This window comes from Burkholderia sp. AU39826 (genome assembly GCF_020419965.1).
GTDB lineage: Bacteria > Pseudomonadota > Gammaproteobacteria > Burkholderiales > Burkholderiaceae > Burkholderia > Burkholderia semiarida.
On the sequence record NZ_JAIZQG010000003.1, the window covers coordinates 91,768 to 109,381 of the forward strand.

Genomic DNA, 17,614 nt, shown 5'->3' on the forward strand with positions numbered 1-17,614 from the left:
ATCGGACGCCGCTGCGCGAGGCCAATTAAATGTCGCGATGCCGCGCATTCGATTTCCCGATGCGCGGCGCGCAGGGCCGCCGGGCCGAGCGCGGGACAGGTTACGCCGGCCGTGGAAACGGCTGGAATGTCGGCGGCCGCGCATGGGCCGCATCGCCCACCCGCGGGTGCCGGGAAGCCGCGTCGCGCCGTTGCGCGCGGGGGCTTCGACGCGCCGCCCAGCCGGCGATTTACGCGGCAACAGACTTTACACGTTGTTACCCGGCCGCACCGGACGCGCATCCGCCCATTCCTTATACTCACGCCGAGTTCGCCACCCATGACGGGAATCCATCGGCGGACACGTTGCCGATGCAGGAAACATCATGATGCGCATGCCTTCCACGAAGACCGTTCTGTTCGCCTCGCTCGTCGCCGTGGCGGCGCTTCCGCTCACCGCCTGTGTCGCGCCGGGCTACTACGGCGCGCAGCCCGGCTATCCGCAGCAGCAATACGCGACGCCCGGCTATGCGCAGCCCGCGTATTCGCAACCGGGTTACGTGCAGCAGCAACCGGCGTATCCGAATCAGGCGCCGCAACCGTACGATCAATACGGCAACCCGTCGCAGTACGGATCGCAGCCTTACGACCAGTACGTCAATCAGCAACAGCAATACGCGAACCCGTACGGCACGCAGTACGGCACCGTGTCGAACATCCAGCCGGTCAGCAGCTCGGTCGGCCCGTCGGGCGTGGCCGGCACCGTCGTCGGTGCGCTGGTCGGCGGCCTCGTGGGCAACCAGTTCGGCCGTGGTCACGGCCGCGATGCGGCAACCGTGATCGGCGCGCTCGGCGGGGCGGTGGCCGGCAACCAGATCGGCCAGCAGATGGGCGCCGCGCAAGGCCCGAGCAGCTACCGGATCGACGTGCGGGTCAGCGACGGCTCGATGCGCTCGTTCGACGTGCAGTCGCCGGGCAACCTGCGTCCGGGCGACCGCGTGCAGATCAACGGCAATCAGCTGTCGCGCTATTGATGCCGCCGGCGGGCGCGTGAGCCGATCGCGCGCACGTCGTTTGTTTGACGTCGTGCGCCAGACCGGCGCGACGGCGCATGCGCTTGACGCGCTCCCGCCTTGATGGCGGTACGACGTACCGCCATCACTGTCTTGTCCGTTCACGATCGTGCGCGCCACGCGCGCGACGCACCGCACATCGCCACGCGGCATCCGGATTCCTATTAGGATAAGCACGATGCATCCCGCGACCGCGGCAGCGGCGCGCCGGCATGCGCGCCCTCGACCGGAATACCCCCCGATGACGATCACGATCCGCCTGCTTGACGCCGCCGACGCGGCGCAGTTCCAGACCGTCCGCCTGCGTGCGGTCGACACCGCGCCCACGTCCTTCCTGCCGACGCTCGACGAAGAATCGCAGGTGCCGGTCGACGAATTCGCGAAGCGCCTCACGCCGACGCAGGTTCAGGCCGTGTTCGGTGCGTTCGACGGCGACACGCTCGTCGGCATCACCGGCGTACGCCGCGACGCACGCACGAAGATCGCGCACAAGGCGACGATCTGGGGCGTGTACGTCGACGCCGCGTATCGCGGGCAACGCATCGCGCACGCGCTGCTCGACAGCGCGACCGCGCATGCGGCTCAGGCGTGGGGATGCAGCCAGTTGATGCTGTGCGTGAACGAGGTCAACCGTACCGCGGAGCGACTGTATGCGTCGCAGGGGTTCGTGCGGTTCGGCACGGAGCCGCGCTCGATGTTCGTCGATGGACGCTTCTACGACGAGCACTACATGATCAAGACGCTGGCGTAACCTGATGGCGTTCGCGTGCGGGCACCGGCCGGTTGCACGCGAACGCCGCGGCGCGTTGCCTTTCTCACCGCTTGTCGGTGATCGTCGTGTCGACGACTTGCCCGGCGATCGTCACGTTCGTCAGCGCCATGGCGCTCACGTTGAACGCGTAGATCGGCCCCGGCGACGTGACCGTCGGCGTGCCTGACGCCACCGGCGTGCCGAAGTCGCAGTTGCTGATCGTCACGCCGGAGATCGGCTGCACGGCCGGCGCCGGCGGCGTACCGTTGTAGTCGAACGCGACCGGCCCCTGCGCGACGATCGCCTGGAAGCACGATGCGGTCACGCCGTTCAGCGTCACGTTGCTCGCCGTCACGTCGGCGATCGTCACGTTCTGTACGACCGGCGGCCGCGTGCGCACCGCGTCGTTCGCCGGCTGGTAGTCGCAGTCGAACGTGACGATGCCGCCCTGCGCGGCCGACGGGTTGCCGGCCGACGGCGTGACCACGCCGAGCGGCACGCTCGCGTTGATCGGACTGCCGGCGAGCAGCGCACTGCCGTAGCCGCCGCCCTTCAGCGTCACGCCGTTCGGCAGCGTGACGCCCTTCACGTGGAAATCCTTCACGTAGCCGCCGCGGTTCATGTTGGTCTTCACGCGAATCGCGATGTTCAGCGGATTGGTCTGCCAGTTTGCGTTCAGCATCGACAGGTTGGTCGCATAGATCTGCTCGACGCCGCCGCCCATCTCGCTGCCGAGCGTGATCCCGCCGTGTCCGCTGTTCATCGTGCAGTTGCGGATCAGGTGCCGCTTCGCGGGCCCGTATTCGGTGTCGCGGTCCTTGCCCGACTTGATCGCGATGCAGTCGTCGCCGGTGTTGAACGTGCAGTCCTCGCAGAGCACGTCGGTGCATGCATCCGGATCGAAGCCGTCGTTGTTCGGGCCGATGCTGTTGGTCGTCACGCCGCGGATCACGACGTTGCGGCTCGCGGTCGGATGATGCTGCCAGAACGGCGTGTTCTGCGTCTGGTAGTTCGCCATCAGCACGTTCGTGCAGCCGATGAATTCGACCATGCACGGCCGCAGGTAGTGGCCCAGTCCGAAAATCCGCTTCTCCACCGGCACGCCGGCCTCGGACAGCGCGGGCAGGTAGTTCTGGTCCTGCTGCCACGGCGTGACGGGCGACGTCAGCATCGCATAGAGCGCGTCGGGAATCGCGGGCGCGACGATCCGCAGGTCGACGTTGTTCGGGTTCGCGCCATTCTGGGCCGGCACCGCCGCGCTCGCGCCGTATGCGCCGGACGTACCCTTGTAGGTCCACCAGCAGACGCTGTTCGCGCCGCTGCCGGAGAACGGCGTCATTGCCTGCCCGTTGAGCACCGACGTCGGACCTTCGCCGGTCAGCGCGATGTTCGTCGCGTTGCGTGCGTAGACGGGCGCGCCGTAGTTCAGGCAATCGTTCGCCTGCCAGCGGCTGTAATACAGCCGGCCGTTCGCGCCGCAATCGACCGGGCCGTCCTTCGCGTAGTCGGCCGGGTTCGGGCTGAAATAGATCGTGCAATTCGCGCTCAGATGGAACGTGACGTTGCTCTGCAGCACGATCGGCCCCGCGCAATACCAGGTGCCCGCCGGCACGACGACCCGGCCGCCGCCTTCGCGCCGGCACGCGTCGATCGCCGCGAGAAACGCCGGGCGCGAATCGAATGCGCCGGGCGCGGTCGTCAGTTCGGAACCGGGGCTGACGGGCGATTTCGCGACCGGCCACGGCGACGTCTGCGCGACCGTCGCGCACCGGCGCGCGCCGTAGTGCGTCACGTCGAAGTCGCGACCGTGCCGCGCGAGCCGCGACACGTGCGCGAGCGACGCGGCGATGCGCGCCGCCGCGCCGTGCTCGCCCCATACGAGATCGACCGCCGACGCATGGGGCGTCGTGCCCGCCGCCAGCGCCCGGGTGGCCGTCAACGGCCCACCGAACATCGCGCCGCTGGCGAGTGCGCCGGTCCAGCCGATGAAGGCGCGGCGCGATACCCGTTTCGGGGTGGATGATCGGACGGGCGAAGACGAACGGCGGCGAGGGGCGGCCATGGGCACTCCTTCAGGGTAAGGGTATCGATGCGCCGGGCGGCGGATCATGATTTATACGTCGTCGTACTACATCACGCAGTCTAGACGCGATCGATGGAAGACACGTATTTGTCGTTTACCCTGTTTTCTCCGACATCGTGTGCGGTATGTGTGCGCACACTCACCTCGCCCAACTAGCCTTTAGAGATATGTTGTCGTATGTTTATGCGCAACAACTCTAACTGAATCGCCGGGCCGACGATGTGCTCCGAGGCGATTTTCCTACTCGCCCGCTATCGCAGTCGGCGCCGTCGCCGGCTCGCGTCCCGCCGACGCAGCCGGCTCGAACACCAGCATCAGATCGCCGCGATAACTTCCGTGGGCCGGCGGCGCCGCGCTCGCGGCCGGCGCTTGCGCGCTGACCTTCAGCATGCGGGTTTCGTCGTAGCCGTCAAAGCCGTCGCGCCCCCGCGTCGTCGCCACGAGCGCGTGGGCGGCGCCGGGCGCGATTTCCGCGCTGCTCGCCTTGCCCGTCAGCACGACCTTCGCATGGGCCATGTCGTCGCGACCGTTCGAGAACCGCAGCGGCTGCAACAACGTGACGTTGATATCGGGATTGGTCGTGCGTACGCGGATCGGCAGCGCCGCGGCGAACGTCTGCTGCTTGCCGTCCGTGTCGTTCAATTCGACCAGGCCGTATGCGGCATCGTCCGGCTGCGAAACGAACAGGATGTCGCCGATGTGCGCGGTCAGGCGGATCGTCTTGACGACCGCTTGCGGCGACGTCTGGCCCGCATGGGCGACCTCGATCAATGCAATGCTCACGGCGAGTGCGACGAGATGTCTGGAGGTCTTCATGGTGTGGTTTCGCATCCTGATGGTTAAAATCCGATCGTCGAAAAACGGCTCACTTCACGCACCCAACTCCCACCATTACGGAAAAAATCCGGAATTCCTTTATCTCGAAATTAGCCGGCAAGATTGCCGCGGAATTCAATGCACCAATCGTCCGTGCAATCGAACGGGCCGGCCGGTGCCGATCCCGACCGTGCCGAGGCCGCGTCGCCAGGCCCCACGCCTGAATGACGTCGATGCCGCACTCGGCCTGCAGCAACGATAGGTCGGGCGCGGGAGGATAAAAATCCATGCAAACCTTCACAACCCGCATCCGTTTCCGTTCACCAGTGCTATCTCAAAATCAAATGGAAATCGCCCGAAAATCGCGCTACCGCGCGGGCCGCGTCGCGCCCGTCGCCCACCCGCCTCGGTAATTCCGCCTCTGTTCAGCCCCCCGCTGCCCGCGCTATCGTTTCCCATTCCCACAGCCCAGGAGCTGCCTTTGCCTACCCGCCACGGAGTCGACCTCATCCGCGCCCGCGCGCTGTTCGATCGCGAGCGCCGCGCGTTCACCGAAGCCATGCCGGTTTCCCGCGCGCTGTCCGCGGAAGCGTCCGAGCATCTGCTGTTCGGCGTGCCGTTGCACTGGATGCAGGACTGGTCGACCCCGTTCTCGCTATACGTGAAGGAAGCGCGCGGCGCGACGTTCACCGACGTCGACGGCCATCGCTACGTCGATTTCTGCCTCGGCGATACGGGCGCGATGTTCGGCCATGCGCCCGAACCCGTCGCCCGCGCGCTCGTCGAGCAGGCCACGCGCGGCTACACGACGATGCTGCCGAGCGAGGACGCCGCCTGGGTATCGCGCGAACTCGCGCGCCGCTTCAAGCTGCCGATCTGGCAATTCGCGCTGAGCGCGAGCGACGCGAACCGCTTCGTGCTGCGCTGGGCGCGCGCGGCGACCGGCCGAAACACGATCGTCGTGTTCAACGGCTGCTATCACGGCACGGTCGACGACGTGTTCGTCGATCTCCTCGACGGCCGCCCGGTGCAGCGCGACAGCCTGCTCGGGCAGTCGTACGATCTGCTGGCGAACACGCGCGTCGTCGAATTCAACGATCTGGCCGCGCTCGAAGCGGCGCTTAAGGACGGCGACGTCGCATGCGTGCTCGCCGAGCCCGCGATGACGAACATCGGCATGGTGCTGCCCGACGCGGGCTTCTGGGAGGCCGCGCGCGAACTGACGCGCCGCCACGGCACGCTGCTCGTGATCGACGAGACGCACACGATCAGCAGCGGCCCCGGCGGCTACGCGGTCGCGCACGGTCTCGAACCCGACATGCTGGTGGTCGGCAAGCCGATCGCGGGCGGCGTGCCGTGCGCGGTGTACGGGTTCAGCGCCGAATTCGCGGAGCGCGCGAAAGCGGCGAAGCTGAACGCGCCGCCCGGCCATTCGGGCATCGGCACGACGCTCACCGCGAACATGCTCGCGATGCACGCGATGCGCGCGACGCTCGCCGAAGTGGCGACCGACGCCGCGTATGCGCACATGTTCGCACTCGCCGCGCGGCTCGCGACGGGCCTCGAACAGGCGATCGCGAAACACGGGCTGCCGTGGTGCGTGACGCGCATCGGCGCGCGCACCGAGTTTCAGTTCGCGCCCGTGCCGCCGCGCAACGGCACGCTGGCCGGCGCGCAGCTCGACAGCGAACTCGAGCACATCGTGCATCTGTACCTGCTGAATCGCGGCGTGCTGATCACGCCGTTCCACAACATGATGCTCGTGTGCCCGCAAACGACGGCGGACGATGTCGACCGGCTCGTCGCGCAATTCGATGCGTGCCTGGGCGAACTGGCCGGTTGATCGAATACGACGACGGAGGATTCTCGGCGCGCCGGCAAGCCGGTGCGCTCGCGCATCGATGCGGCGTCGATGACGAAGTGGCGCCGCGCACGCAGCGAACCGAATACGCAGCGACCCGCACCCGCCCCGCTACGCGGCCCGCAACGCGCGCCGCGCCACCTCCGCGAAATACCGCGCGCCAACCGGCAGGATCTCGTCGTTGAAATCGTACGCCGCGTTGTGCAGCGGCACGCCGCCCTGCCCGGCCGCCTCGCCGTTGCCGATGAACACGAAGTTGCCCGGCACCGCCTGCAGGAACGCGCCGAAATCCTCCGAGATCATCATCGGCTGCACGTTGGCGTTCACCGCGTCGGCGCCCGCGACGTGCGCGGCGGCCTGCACGGCCGTATCGACCCATTCCGGCGAGTTCACCGTCGGCGCGAACTCGTGCGTGTACTCGAACGTGCAGGTCGCGCCGTGCGTGCGGCAGACCCCTTCGGCAATCTCGGCCATCCGCGTCTCCAGCAGCGCCTGCACATCGCGCGAATAGCTGCGCGTGTCGCCCTTGATCGTCACGGTCGACGGCAGCACGTTGCGCAGCCCGTCGGTGATGAATTCCGTGCACGACACCACCGCCTGCTGGCCCGGGTCGAGATTGCGCGACACGATCGTCTGCAGCGCGAGCACGATCTGCGCGCCGATCACGATCGGATCGATGCCCATGTGCGGCCGCGCCGCATGCGTGCCGCGCCCGTCGATCCGGATCACGAAATTGTCTTCGCTCGCCATGATGCCGCCCGCACGTGTCGAGAACGTGCCCGCGCGCATGCCCGGCATGTTGTGTGCGCCGAAGATCGCGTCGACCGGAAAGCGTTCGAACAGCCCGTCGGCCATCATCGCCTTCGCGCCGCGGCCATGCTCTTCCGCCGGCTGGAAAATGAAGCGCACCGTGCCGTCGAAATCCTTGCGCTCGGCCAGCAGCCGCGCGGCGCCGAGCACCATCGACATGTGGCCGTCGTGACCGCACGCATGCATCTTGCCCGGCGTGCGCGATACGTGTTCGCGGCCCGGCGCGTGCTCGGCGATGTTCAGTGCGTCCATGTCCGCGCGGATGCCGATCGCGCGCCGGCCCGTGCCGGCCGTCAGGTTCGCGACGAGCCCCGTGCCGCCGATTCCGCGATGCACGTCGAGCCCGAGCGTCGTCAGGATCCGCGCGACGTAGTCCGACGTGTTCACTTCCTCGAATCCCGTCTCGGGATACTGGTGCAGATGGCGGCGCCACGTCTTCAATTGGCCCTGCAGCGTGCTTTCGTCGATTGTGTCGATCGTGTCCATTGCGTTCGCCTCGTCGGTCGTCATGTCGTTCAGGCCGCCACCGCCGCGCGGCTCAGCCAGTCGCGCTGGCGCGCGAGCACCGCATCGGCCGTCTCGCCGACGCAATGCCGGTACACGGACGGCGCGGTCGCCCCTTCCGTGTTGATCGCCAGCACGCGCGCGCTCGCATCGAGCCCGACCTGCCGCGCGCGCGCCGGGTCGCGCATCAGCACGGCCAGCCCCGCGATGCCGGCCGCGCCCGACTCGCCGGCGACGAGCGGCACGTCGCGTTCGCTGCCGGCCGCGAGGCCGCGCATTGCCTGCACCGCGTCTTCGTCGTCGATCAGCATGAAGTGGTCGATGCACATCTCGAGGAAATCCCACGCGAGCGGCGATGCCTCGCCGCACGCGAGCCCCGCCATCACCGAATCGACGCTGCCGGTCGCCTTCGTCGCGCGCCCGGCCAGCGCGCTCTGGTACAGGCAATCGGCCTGGCGCGGCTCGACGACGACGAAGCGCGGCCGCTGCACGCCGTCGCGCTCCCACAGGTAGCTCGCGACGCCCGCGGCGAGGCCGCCCACGCCGCCCTGCAGGAACACGTGCGTGAACGGCCGCCCGTCGTCCTCCGCCGCCTGCGCGGCGGCTTCGGCTGCGATCACGCCGTAGCCCTGCATCACGTCGCGCGGAATCGCTTCGTAGCCGTCGTACGACGTATCCGACACGACGTACCAGCCGTTCGCCTGCGCGAGCTGCGCCGCGCAGACGACCGATTCGTCGTAGTTCCCCGCGATGCGCACGATCCGCGCGCCGTAGGCCGAGATCGCGCGTTCGCGCTCGGCGTCGACGTTCGCGTGCAGCACGATCACGCAGCCGCAGCCGATCGCGCGCGCGGCGGCGGCCAGCGCGCGGCCGTGATTGCCGTCGGTCGCGCTGATCACCGTCAGGTCGGCCAGCTCGGACGCGTAGCGGCCCGTGACGAGCCCCTGCGGATCGAGCGCCTGCGTGCGCCGCAGCCGCTTCACGAGCCGCACCAGCGCGATCGGCGCACCGAGCGCCTTGAAGCTGCCGAGCGGCGAACGGCACGACTCGTCCTTCACGCTGACGCTCGCGACGCCGAGCCGCGCGGCGAGATCGGGCAGCGCACGCAACGGCGTGCGCGCATTGCCGACGAGCGGCCAGTGCGCGAGCCACGCACCGCTTTCGTCGGCCGACGCGATGTTCATCACGCGGCGCAGCGCGTTCGGGTAGGCGGTGCGCGACGCGCGCGGGTTGGCGATGAGCATGACGGAAGGCTCCGGATCGGGACCGCGCGGGCGGCGGTCGGGTGGGTCGGATCGGGCAGGCGCGAGTTGCGCTTGCGGTCGGTTGGGAAAATAATATTGCGTACGCTGGTCAAAAAAATCGCCAAACTTACGACCTGAACGCAAAAATTTCTCATTCTTTCGAAGCTTCACGCGCCATCATGACGACCTCTCTCGATCCGTTCGATCGCAAGCTGCTGATGGAAGTCCAGCGCGACGCGCAGACGCCGCAGGCCGAGCTCGGCGCGCGCGTCAACCTGTCGACCGCCGCCGTGAACCGGCGGCTGCGGCGCCTCGCGGAAGCCGGCGTGATCGAGCGCTATACGGCCGTCGTCGCGCCGGACAAGGTCGATCATCCGCTGACGATCGTCGTGAACGTGGAGGTCGAAAGCGAGCAGATCGACCAGCTCGACGCGATGAAGCGCGCGTTCGAGCGCTGCCCGCAGATCCAGCAGTGCTACTACGTGACGGGGGAATGGGATTTCGTGCTGATCCTCGCGGTGCGCAACATGGATCAGTACAACGCGCTCACGCGCGAGCTGTTCTTCGCGAACAACAACGTGAAGCGGTTCAAGACGCTCGTGAGCATGAGCCGCGTGAAGGTCGGGCTCGACGTGCCGGTCGATGCCGGCGAGTGAACGCAACGACGAAACGGCCGGCGCGCGACTGCATGCGCCGGCCGCTTCCCGTCGACGGCTACGTCAACGACAACTGAAGCTCGCCGCCGAATTCACGTCGCCCGCGCCGTTGTAGCGCGCGACCTGCGGATACGGACACAGCGGCCGCGTGCGCCCCGCGCCCCACGATGCGGGCACTTCCGCGTTCGGCACCGCGTTCGTCGCGTCGCGCGCGGTCGCCACGATCGCCGCCGGCGCCTGCCCTTGCTCGACCCATGCGACGAGCGGGGTCAGCATGTCGAACTGGTCGGCCGCCGGCCCGCCCGAGCAGTGGTTCATCCCCGGCACCGGATAGAAGCGTGCAAAGCTCGACGCATCGCCGCCGTTCGCCTGCGCGACCTGTGCGTACCAGTCGCGCGTGTCGTTGAACGAGAACACCGGGTCGCCCGTGCCGTGATAGACGAGCAGCTTCGCGCCGCGCGCCTTCAGCGCGGCGAGGTTCGTCTCGTCGGGCGGCGTCATGAACGACCATGATGATTGCGTGTACGTGCCGTTCGTCGCGAAGATCGCCGGCGCGTCGTTGTCCATGTCGAAACCGAGCGCGAAGCCGGCGAGGTTCGCGAGCGTCGCGGCGGTTTTCGGCGGCGTCATGAACGTGAACGCCATCGCCGCCGGATCGAGCGCGATCGAATTCGACTGCTTCCACGCGGCCCAGCCGCTGCCGGCCACGCCCGGATCGTACGGAAAGCTCGCGTACAGCGCCGTGCCCGCGCTGTTGCGCGCGCCGGCGAACACGTTCGCCAGCGCGGCTTTCTGCGCGGGCGTCAGGCAGGCGCCCGTGCGCGTGCCGTTCGCGCAGGTCGGGATATCGGCATCGATGCTGAAGTGCGCCTGGCACGCGGCGACGTCCTGCACCATCCCGTCGGCCGCGCCGTCGAGCGCATCGCATTTGTCGAGGATCTTCGCGCCGACGAACTGGCGCTCCGCATCGTTGAAACCACTGCGGATATCCGGCAGCCCGTTCGCCCCGGTGGCCGACGCGATCTTCGCGAACTGCTGCGCGCCGTACATCTCGCCGATCGCCGCCTTCGGCAGATGGAAGCCCGGGTCGCCCGCGATGATGCCGTCGTAGTCGGCTGGGTTGCGCACCGCCGTGACCATCGCGTGGCGGCCGCCGTTCGAGCAGCCACCGAAATAGCTGCGATCGGGCGCCTTGCCGTACGCGAGCCGGATCACCTGCTTCGCCATCGGCGTGAGCGCATCGACGGCGCCGTAGCCGTAGTCGATCCGCGCCTGCGGATCGAGGCCGAACAGCGGATTCTGCGCGGCGCTGTGCCCGGAATCCGAGCTGATCACCGCGAAACCCTGGTTCAGTGCATTGGTCAGCGGCCCGCCGCCGCCGATCTCGCCGGTCGCGGTCACGACGTTGCCGTCGAGCCCGCCGTTCGCCTGGTAGAAGAAGCGGCCGTTCCATGCTTTCGGCAGACGCATCTCGAAGCCGATCGCATAGGTGTTGCCGTCCACCGCGCTCACGCGCTGATTCATCTTGCCGGCGATCACGCAGTGCTCGGCGACCGGCTTGCCGGCCACCGTCAGCGCGCCGGCCGCCGCAGTCGTCACCGACGTAAACGACGTGTTCGCATACGCGAGCTTCGCGGCCAGCGCGTCGCACGTTTGCGTCATCGCGGCCGGCGTCGCGGCGCTCAGGTGCGTGGGCGCGGCGCCGATCGAATCGTCGCCGCCGCACCCGGCGAGCATCGCGGCGGCGGACAGCGGCGCAATACAGAGGAATGCAGATTTCGTGTTCAAGATAACTCCCGTTCGGTTCGTCACGCCGGTGAATCAGAACATGTGCCGCACGCCGACCATCGCGCCGAGCTGCCCCATCCCCGCGCCGGGCGTCGTGCCGGGCCCGCCGCCGCTGACCGAGTAGCGCGCATGCGCGCTGTTCCACAGATACGACGACTGCGCGTAGACGGCCGTGCGCTTGGTGAGCAGATAAGTCGCGCGCAGCGTGGCCATCGTCGCGCGCGTGTCGTGCGCGGTGTTGACGATCCGGTAGCCTTCGCCGTCGACGATGAAATCGGGCTTCACCGCATACGACGCGCCGACGAAGAACAGGTCCGAATGCGCGCCGGGCGCGGCCGGCGAACCGGTCGACACGCGCCGCCCGATCCAGCCCGCGCCGATCTTCGCGCCGGCCGCCTGCGCATACGCGCTCACGTGCGTGCGCGCATCCTTGCCGCCGCTGCTCGTGAACGGGACGGGCGCCACGCCGTCGAAGAAGTTGGCGGCCGCGCCGGTGCCGCCGCGCTGTTCCTCGTACGATGCCGCCGCGCCGAAATACGCGCTGTCGTACTTGAGCATCACCGACCAGTTGCGGCACTGCACCGCGTCGCCGGGCACCTGCCCCGCGCACGTGCCCTGCCCCGGCGAATTGCCGGTGCCCGCGCCGTCGCGGCCGAACGAATACGCGGCGCCGAGCGTCACGCCGCGATACGTGCCGACGTAAGTCACCGCATTGTCGGCGCGGCCGTTCGGCACGTATGCGTCGAACGAGCCGAGCCCGTAGATGTCGGGGCCGATGATGTCCGCACCCTGCAGCGCGAGATAGGTCATCGTGTACTGGCGGCCGAACGCGAGCGTGCCGAAGCCGCTCTTCAGCCCGACGAACGCCTGCCGCCCGAACAGCCGGCCGCCCTGCCCGAGATCGCCGCCGCGCACGTTGAAGCCGCTTTCGAGCGTGAACACCGCCTGGTAGCCGCCGCCGAGATCCTCGGTGCCGCGCAGCCCCCAGCGCGACGGCAGTTCGCCCGTCACGCCCGGCATCCGCACGACGTGATCGCCGGCCGCGTTCGCGTGCGACACGAACTCGACGCCCGTGTCGATGATCCCGTACAGCGTCACGCTCGACTGGGCGTGCGCGCCGGTCGCGGCCAGCGCGCATGCGCTGGCCGCCAGCAAGGCTTTGGTGTGCTTCATGATGAATGTCTCCAGACCTGTGTCGATATCGCGCTCTGTCGGCGCTGGTGGGTTGAAAGCAACGGAATTCAGTCGTGTGCCTGCGGCCGCCGGATCAGCACCAGCGCGGCGACGGCGGCGACCAGCGTGACGGGGATGCTCGCGCCGATCACGACGGGCGCGCTGCGGCCCGCGGCCAGCAGCGTCGCGGCCGCGAGCGGCCCGACGACGGAGCCGAGCCGGCCGACGGCGACCGCGGAGCCGACGCCGGTACCGCGCATCGCGGTCGGGTAGTACATCGCGGCAAGCGCGTACAGCACCGACTGGCCGCCGACGACGAACATCCCGGCGGCGAACGCGGCCGCCGCGAGCGACGCGAAGCCGGGCGCGGCCGCGAGCGCGGCGAGCGACAGCACGATCCCGACGTACATGCCGCCGACCACGCGCGATGCGCGCATCCGGTCGAGCGCCGCGCCGATGCCGAGCGCGCCGAGCCCCGCGCCGACGTTGAACGCGATCTGCACGAGGCCGACGTGCGCGCGATCGAGCCCGCGCGACGCCATCAGCGACGGCAGCCAGTTCAGCAGGAAGTACAGGACGATCAGCGTGCAGAAGTAGCTGACCCACAGCGCGACCGTCGACGTCGTGCGGCCGTCGCCGAACAGCGTGCGTGCGACGCTGATGCGCGCGGCCTGCGTGCCGGCGACGTCGAGATACGCGCGCGATTCCGGCAGGCACCACACGAGCAGCGGCACGAGCAGCAGCGGCCCCACCCCGCCGACGTAGAAGATGTGCCGCCATTCGGTGTCGCCGGCGAGCAGCACGCCGATCAGCGATGCGATCACGCCGCCGAACGGAATCCCGCAGTACATCGTCGCGACCGCGCTGCTGCGCGAGCGCGGCTCGACCGCTTCGGACGACAGCGCGATCAGGTTCGGCATCGCGCCGCCGAGGCCGATGCCGGTCAGCACGCGCACGACGACGAGCATCGCGAACGTCGAGACCTGCGCGGTCGCGATCGACAGCAGTCCGAACAGCACGACCGATGCGATCAGCACGCGCTTGCGGCCGATCCGGTCGGCGAGCCGCCCGCCGAGCATCGCGCCCGGCAGCAGCCCGAAGGTGCCCGCGCTGAACGCGATGCCCATCTGCGACACGCTCAATCCGAATTCGCGCGCCATCCGCGGCGCGGCGACGCCGACCGACTGCAGGTCGAGCCCTTCGAGAAGGGCGATCGCGAAACACAGCGCGAGCGTGGTCGCGACCGTGGATTTTTCGGCAACGTAAGTGTTCATGTCTCCATTCCCATGTCTTTGTGGTCGGTCGGCCCTGCAACGGCCGCCGCGCGCCGCCGCCGGCCAGTGGCGGTTCGGCGCGCGAGGTGTCGTATGAACGGCCGCCTTTATCAGGCAGCCTGATTCACTGGCCGCGAAAGTGCCTGCCGGTGTCGTGGCCGGCCGGTCGTTGTGCCTGCGTGCTGCTTACCGCTGTAACTGCTCGCGCGTGCTGCTCACGCGTAAATCACGTCGGGATCGCGCCGCGCCGGGTCGTACAGCGCGTCGATCGTCGCCGCGCGATGCTTCTGCACGGCCGCCTGGTTCAGCGATCCCTTGTCGGTCACTTCGCCGAGATCGAGCGACGGCGGCGTGTCGATCAACCGAATCCTCGCGACGAACGTCGAACCGCCGCTCGCGTTCCGGTTCAGCGCGGCCAGCCACGCCGCGAACGCCGCACGCACGGCCGGCGCGCGCAGCACGTCGGTCACGGACGCATCGGCGGCGAGCCCCGCCAGCGCACGGCATGCATCGACGCGCGGAAACACCAGCAAGCCGATGTCGTCGCGATTGATCCCGGTGACGACCACGTCCTGCACGTACGGCGCGCCGCTCGACACCGCGTTCGCGCGCAACGGCCCGACGCTGACGAACGTGCCGCTGCTCAGCTTGAAATCCTCGGTCAGCCGCCCGTCGAACATCAGCCCGAGCTCCGGCCGCTCCGGATCGGCAAACACGCCCGCGTCGCCGCTGCGGTAGTAGCCTTCTTCGTCGAACACGTCGCGCGGATCGACATCGGCATGCCAGTAGCCGCGCATCACGTTCGGCCCCTTGAAGCGCAGTTCGTGCTTGCCGCCGCACGGCACGAGCTTCGCGTCGCAGCCGGGCGCGGGCAGCCCGATATAGCCCGCGCGCATCAGCGGCCCGGTCGTGAACAGGCACGACGGCGACGCCTCCGTCATCCCGAGGCCGGCCATGATCCGGATGCGCTCGCCGCAATGCGCTTCGGTCACGCGGTCGAGCCGGTCCCACGCGGCCTGCGACAGCCCCGCGCCGCCGAAGAAATACAGCTTCACGCGCGAGAAGAACGTGTCGCGCAGTTCGGCGTCGCGTTCGAGCGCGGCGGTCAGCTCCTCCCAGCCCTTCGGCACGTTGAAGTAGATCGTCGGCGCGATCTCGCGCAGGTTGCGCACGGTTTCGTCGAAGCGGCCGGGCATCGGGCGGCCATCGTCGATGTAGAGCGTGCCGCCGTTGTACAGCGCGATGCCGAGGTTGTGACTGCCGCCGAACGTGTGATTCCACGGCAGCCAGTCGACCAGCACCGGCGGCTCGCGCGTGAGCTCGGGCATCGTCTGGCGCAGCATCTGCTGGTTGCTGCACAGCATCCGGTGCGTGGTCGGCACGGCCTTCGGCAGCTTCGTCGAGCCGGACGTGAACAGGATCTTCGCGAGATGATCGGGGCCGACCGCCTCGTGGATCGCGTCGATCGTGCGCGGGACGGTGGCGAGCAGGCGCGACAGCGGCACCGCGCGGGCCTTTCCGTCCTCATCGGCATCGGCATCGCGCGCGACGATCAGCACCGCATCGGCCGGCAACGTCGCGTCGAGCGCACGCGCGAACGGCGCGCGTTCGGCGACGAACACGGCGCCCGGCTTCAGCACGCCGAGCGTGTGACGCAGCTTGCCGTAATCGGTCGACACCAGCGAATACGCGGGCGAGATCGGCGAGTACGGCACGCCGGCCAGCATCGCCGCGAACATCAGTTGCAGATGCTCGAGATCGTTGCCGGACAGCACCGCGAGCGGACGCTCGGCCGACAGCCCGAGATCGACGAGGCCCTGGCCGAGCGCGCGCGCGCGTTCGAGCATCCGCGCGTAGGTGATCTCGATCCAGTGCCCGTCGGCGCCGCGCCGCGCGGCCAGCACGCGGTCGGGGTGCGCTTGCGCGCCGCGCACGAGGCAGTCGGTGATGCGCGTCGGGTAATCGCCGAGCGGCTCGCGCGAGCGCAGGTACCAGGTGCCGTCGTCGGCGCGGCGAATCTCGGCCGCGCCGACCGCGACGGCGGCCGCGCGATAGCGTACGCCGCCGGCGTGTTGGCCAGCCTGAAGCGGCGCCTTCTCTGCATTCATCGTCGGCTCGCTCATATCGGATAGTGGCGCGGCGTGGTCTGCACGGTGATCCAGCGCAGCTCGGTGAATTCGGCGATCGACGCGCGGCTGCCGAAGCGGCCGTAGCCGCTCGCCTTCGTGCCGCCGAACGGCATCTGCGCCTCGTCGTGCACGGTCGGCCCGTTGACGTGGCAGATCCCCGATTCGATCCGGCGCGCGACCGCCATCGCGCGGGCGATATCGCGGCTGAACACGCTCGCCGACAAGCCGAACTCGCTGTCGTTCGCGAGCTCGACCGCTTCGTCGTCGCTGTCCGCGCGCAGGATCGCCACCACCGGCGCGAACGATTCCTCGCGATACAGGCGCATGTCGCGCGTGACGCCGTCGACGATCGCGGGCTGCATCGTCGCGCCTTCCACGCGGCAGCCGAGCGGCAATTGCGCGCCCAGTGCGCGCGCATCCTCGACCAGCGACGCCGCGCGCGCGGCGGCCGACGCATCGACCATCGTGCCGAGCGGATGGCCGGCCAGCGGATCGCCGGCAACCAGCGTGCGCGCCTTCGCGGCGAGCCGCTCGACGAGTGCATCGGCGATCGGCCGCGCCGCGATCACGCGCTCCGTCGACATGCAGATCTGCCCCTGGTTGAAGAATGCGCCGAATGCGATCGCGTCGACCGCCGCATCGAGATCGGCATCGTCGAGCACCAGTACCGGCGCCTTGCCGCCGAGTTCGAGCAGCACCGGTTTCAGGTGCGCGGCCGCGTGGCGCGCGATGATCCGGCCGACGTGCGTCGATCCGGTGAAGTTGATCCGCTTCACATGCGGATGCGCGATCATCCGCTCGACGAGCTCGGGCGCGTCGGCCGCCGCGTGCGTGATCACGTTCACCACGCCCGCGCCGAGCCCCGCCTCGTCCAGCACCGCGCCGATCAGCGCGTGCACGCCCGGGCACGCCTCGGACGCTTTCAGCACGACCGTGTTGCCGCATGCGAGCGGCATCGCGAGCGCTCGCGTGCCGAGGATCACCGGCGCGTTCCACGGCGCGATGCCGAGCACCACGCCGCACGGCACGCGCATCGCGAGCGCGAGATTGCCCGGTACGTCGGACGGGATCACGTCGCCGGCGATCTGCGTCGTCATCGACGCGGCCTCGCGCAGCATGTTCGCCGCGAGCGTCACGTTGAAGCCGAGCCAGCCCGGCGTCGCGCCGGTTTCGGCCACGCCCGTCGCGACGAACGCGTCGATGCGCGCGTCCATCAGGTCGGCCGCCTTCAGCAGCAGCCGGCGGCGCTCGGTCGGCGCGAGCGCCGCCCATGCGGGGAACGCGCGGTGCGCGGCGTCGATCGCCGCGTCGGCATCGGCCAGGCCGGCCGCCGGTGCGCGCGATGCGAGCGCGCCCGTCGCGGGGTTGAAGCGGTCGAAGGTGCGGCCGTCGCGAGCGTTGCACCACTCGCCGCCGATCAGCATCCGTCTGTCGGTCATGTCGTCTCCTGCCCTGCCTGTCTCTTGCGGTTACG

Annotated in this window: 13 protein-coding genes; 4 read left to right on the forward strand and 9 right to left on the reverse strand. The window is 69.1% G+C overall.

The genetic code is table 11. From position 1 onward, the window contains the following. The first annotated feature begins 364 nt into the window (after positions 1 to 364). Positions 365 to 1,012, forward strand: coding sequence for a glycine zipper 2TM domain-containing protein (locus LGM42_RS09455; protein ID WP_226232080.1), 648 nt, complete (start codon positions 365 to 367; stop codon positions 1,010 to 1,012). A gap of 280 nt (positions 1,013 to 1,292) precedes the next feature. Continuing rightward, positions 1,293 to 1,802, forward strand: coding sequence for a GNAT family N-acetyltransferase (locus LGM42_RS09460; RefSeq protein ID WP_059582180.1), 510 nt, complete (start codon positions 1,293 to 1,295; stop codon positions 1,800 to 1,802). A 64-nt stretch (positions 1,803 to 1,866) separates the two neighbouring features. Here LGM42_RS09460 and LGM42_RS09465 read toward each other — a convergent pair whose 3' ends face one another. Together LGM42_RS09465 and LGM42_RS09470 are read right to left on the reverse strand one after the other, a co-directional pair. Next, positions 1,867 to 3,864, reverse strand: a complete 1,998-nt coding sequence (locus tag LGM42_RS09465) for a glycoside hydrolase family 28 protein (RefSeq protein WP_060317759.1) — start codon at positions 3,862 to 3,864, stop codon at positions 1,867 to 1,869. 261 nt (positions 3,865 to 4,125) lie between these two features. After that, on the reverse strand, positions 4,126 to 4,701 hold the full coding sequence (locus LGM42_RS09470) for a CS1 type fimbrial major subunit (RefSeq protein ID WP_060317756.1): 576 nt from the start codon (positions 4,699 to 4,701) through the stop codon (positions 4,126 to 4,128). A gap of 481 nt (positions 4,702 to 5,182) precedes the next feature. Between LGM42_RS09470 and LGM42_RS09475 the strand changes: the two genes are divergently transcribed. Continuing rightward, positions 5,183 to 6,544 carry an aspartate aminotransferase family protein gene (locus LGM42_RS09475; RefSeq protein WP_060317750.1) on the forward strand — a complete coding sequence of 454 codons (1,362 nt, stop codon included), beginning with the start codon at positions 5,183 to 5,185 and terminating at the stop codon, positions 6,542 to 6,544. Between the two features lie 129 nt (positions 6,545 to 6,673). Here the strand turns inward: LGM42_RS09475 and LGM42_RS09480 are convergent, their stop codons facing one another. After that, the gene (locus LGM42_RS09480) at positions 6,674 to 7,858 is read right to left on the reverse strand and encodes a M20 aminoacylase family protein (RefSeq protein ID WP_060317934.1); all 1,185 of its coding nucleotides are present in this window, start codon (positions 7,856 to 7,858) and stop codon (positions 6,674 to 6,676) included. Positions 7,859 to 7,887: 29 nt separating this feature from the next. Continuing rightward, positions 7,888 to 9,120: a diaminopropionate ammonia-lyase gene (locus tag LGM42_RS09485; RefSeq protein WP_060968191.1), complete on the reverse strand. Its 1,233-nt coding sequence runs from the start codon at positions 9,118 to 9,120 to the stop codon at positions 7,888 to 7,890. 179 nt (positions 9,121 to 9,299) lie between these two features. On the opposite strand from LGM42_RS09485, the gene LGM42_RS09490 reads away from it, so the two are divergent. Then, positions 9,300 to 9,776 carry an Lrp/AsnC family transcriptional regulator gene (locus tag LGM42_RS09490; protein WP_060317742.1) on the forward strand — a complete coding sequence of 159 codons (477 nt, stop codon included), beginning with the start codon at positions 9,300 to 9,302 and terminating at the stop codon, positions 9,774 to 9,776. Positions 9,777 to 9,839: 63 nt separating this feature from the next. Here LGM42_RS09490 and LGM42_RS09495 read toward each other — a convergent pair whose 3' ends face one another. From LGM42_RS09495 to LGM42_RS09515, 5 genes are all read right to left on the reverse strand, one after another. After that, a complete protein-coding gene (locus LGM42_RS09495) occupies positions 9,840 to 11,564 on the reverse strand; it encodes a tannase/feruloyl esterase family alpha/beta hydrolase (protein ID WP_226232081.1) in 1,725 nt (574 codons plus the stop codon). A 33-nt stretch (positions 11,565 to 11,597) separates the two neighbouring features. Further along, complete coding sequence (locus LGM42_RS09500; RefSeq protein ID WP_226232082.1) at positions 11,598 to 12,737, reverse strand: porin; 1,140 nt, start codon at positions 12,735 to 12,737, stop codon at positions 11,598 to 11,600. Positions 12,738 to 12,805: 68 nt separating this feature from the next. Then, positions 12,806 to 14,011 (reverse strand): 3-(3-hydroxy-phenyl)propionate transporter MhpT, encoded by a 1,206-nt coding sequence (gene mhpT, locus LGM42_RS09505; protein WP_060011188.1) that lies wholly within the window; start codon positions 14,009 to 14,011, stop codon positions 12,806 to 12,808. 215 nt (positions 14,012 to 14,226) lie between these two features. Further along, on the reverse strand, positions 14,227 to 16,134 hold the full coding sequence (locus LGM42_RS09510) for a feruloyl-CoA synthase (protein ID WP_413227409.1): 1,908 nt from the start codon (positions 16,132 to 16,134) through the stop codon (positions 14,227 to 14,229). Next, positions 16,131 to 17,579 carry an aldehyde dehydrogenase gene (locus LGM42_RS09515; protein WP_226232084.1) on the reverse strand — a complete coding sequence of 483 codons (1,449 nt, stop codon included), beginning with the start codon at positions 17,577 to 17,579 and terminating at the stop codon, positions 16,131 to 16,133. The genes LGM42_RS09510 and LGM42_RS09515 overlap by 4 nt, the downstream gene beginning before the upstream one ends. Positions 17,580 to 17,614: the final 35 nt, after the last annotated feature.

What these genes read in the sequence shown, in the direction of transcription:
- LGM42_RS09460 (WP_059582180.1), top strand. Translation starts at nt 1,293, where the DNA reads ATGACGATCACGATCCGCCTGCTTGACGCCGCCGACGCGGCGCAGTTC.
- LGM42_RS09510 (WP_413227409.1), bottom strand. Translation starts at nt 16,134, where the DNA reads ATGAGCGAGCCGACGATGAATGCAGAGAAGGCGCCGCTTCAGGCTGGC.
- LGM42_RS09470 (WP_060317756.1), bottom strand. Translation starts at nt 4,701, where the DNA reads ATGAAGACCTCCAGACATCTCGTCGCACTCGCCGTGAGCATTGCATTG.
- mhpT (WP_060011188.1), bottom strand. Translation starts at nt 14,011, where the DNA reads ATGAACACTTACGTTGCCGAAAAATCCACGGTCGCGACCACGCTCGCG.
- LGM42_RS09480 (WP_060317934.1), bottom strand. Translation starts at nt 7,858, where the DNA reads ATGGACACGATCGACACAATCGACGAAAGCACGCTGCAGGGCCAATTG.
- LGM42_RS09485 (WP_060968191.1), bottom strand. Translation starts at nt 9,120, where the DNA reads ATGCTCATCGCCAACCCGCGCGCGTCGCGCACCGCCTACCCGAACGCG.
- LGM42_RS09515 (WP_226232084.1), bottom strand. Translation starts at nt 17,579, where the DNA reads ATGACCGACAGACGGATGCTGATCGGCGGCGAGTGGTGCAACGCTCGC.
- LGM42_RS09490 (WP_060317742.1), top strand. Translation starts at nt 9,300, where the DNA reads ATGACGACCTCTCTCGATCCGTTCGATCGCAAGCTGCTGATGGAAGTC.
- LGM42_RS09465 (WP_060317759.1), bottom strand. Translation starts at nt 3,864, where the DNA reads ATGGCCGCCCCTCGCCGCCGTTCGTCTTCGCCCGTCCGATCATCCACC.
- LGM42_RS09500 (WP_226232082.1), bottom strand. Translation starts at nt 12,737, where the DNA reads ATGAAGCACACCAAAGCCTTGCTGGCGGCCAGCGCATGCGCGCTGGCC.
- LGM42_RS09455 (WP_226232080.1), top strand. Translation starts at nt 365, where the DNA reads ATGATGCGCATGCCTTCCACGAAGACCGTTCTGTTCGCCTCGCTCGTC.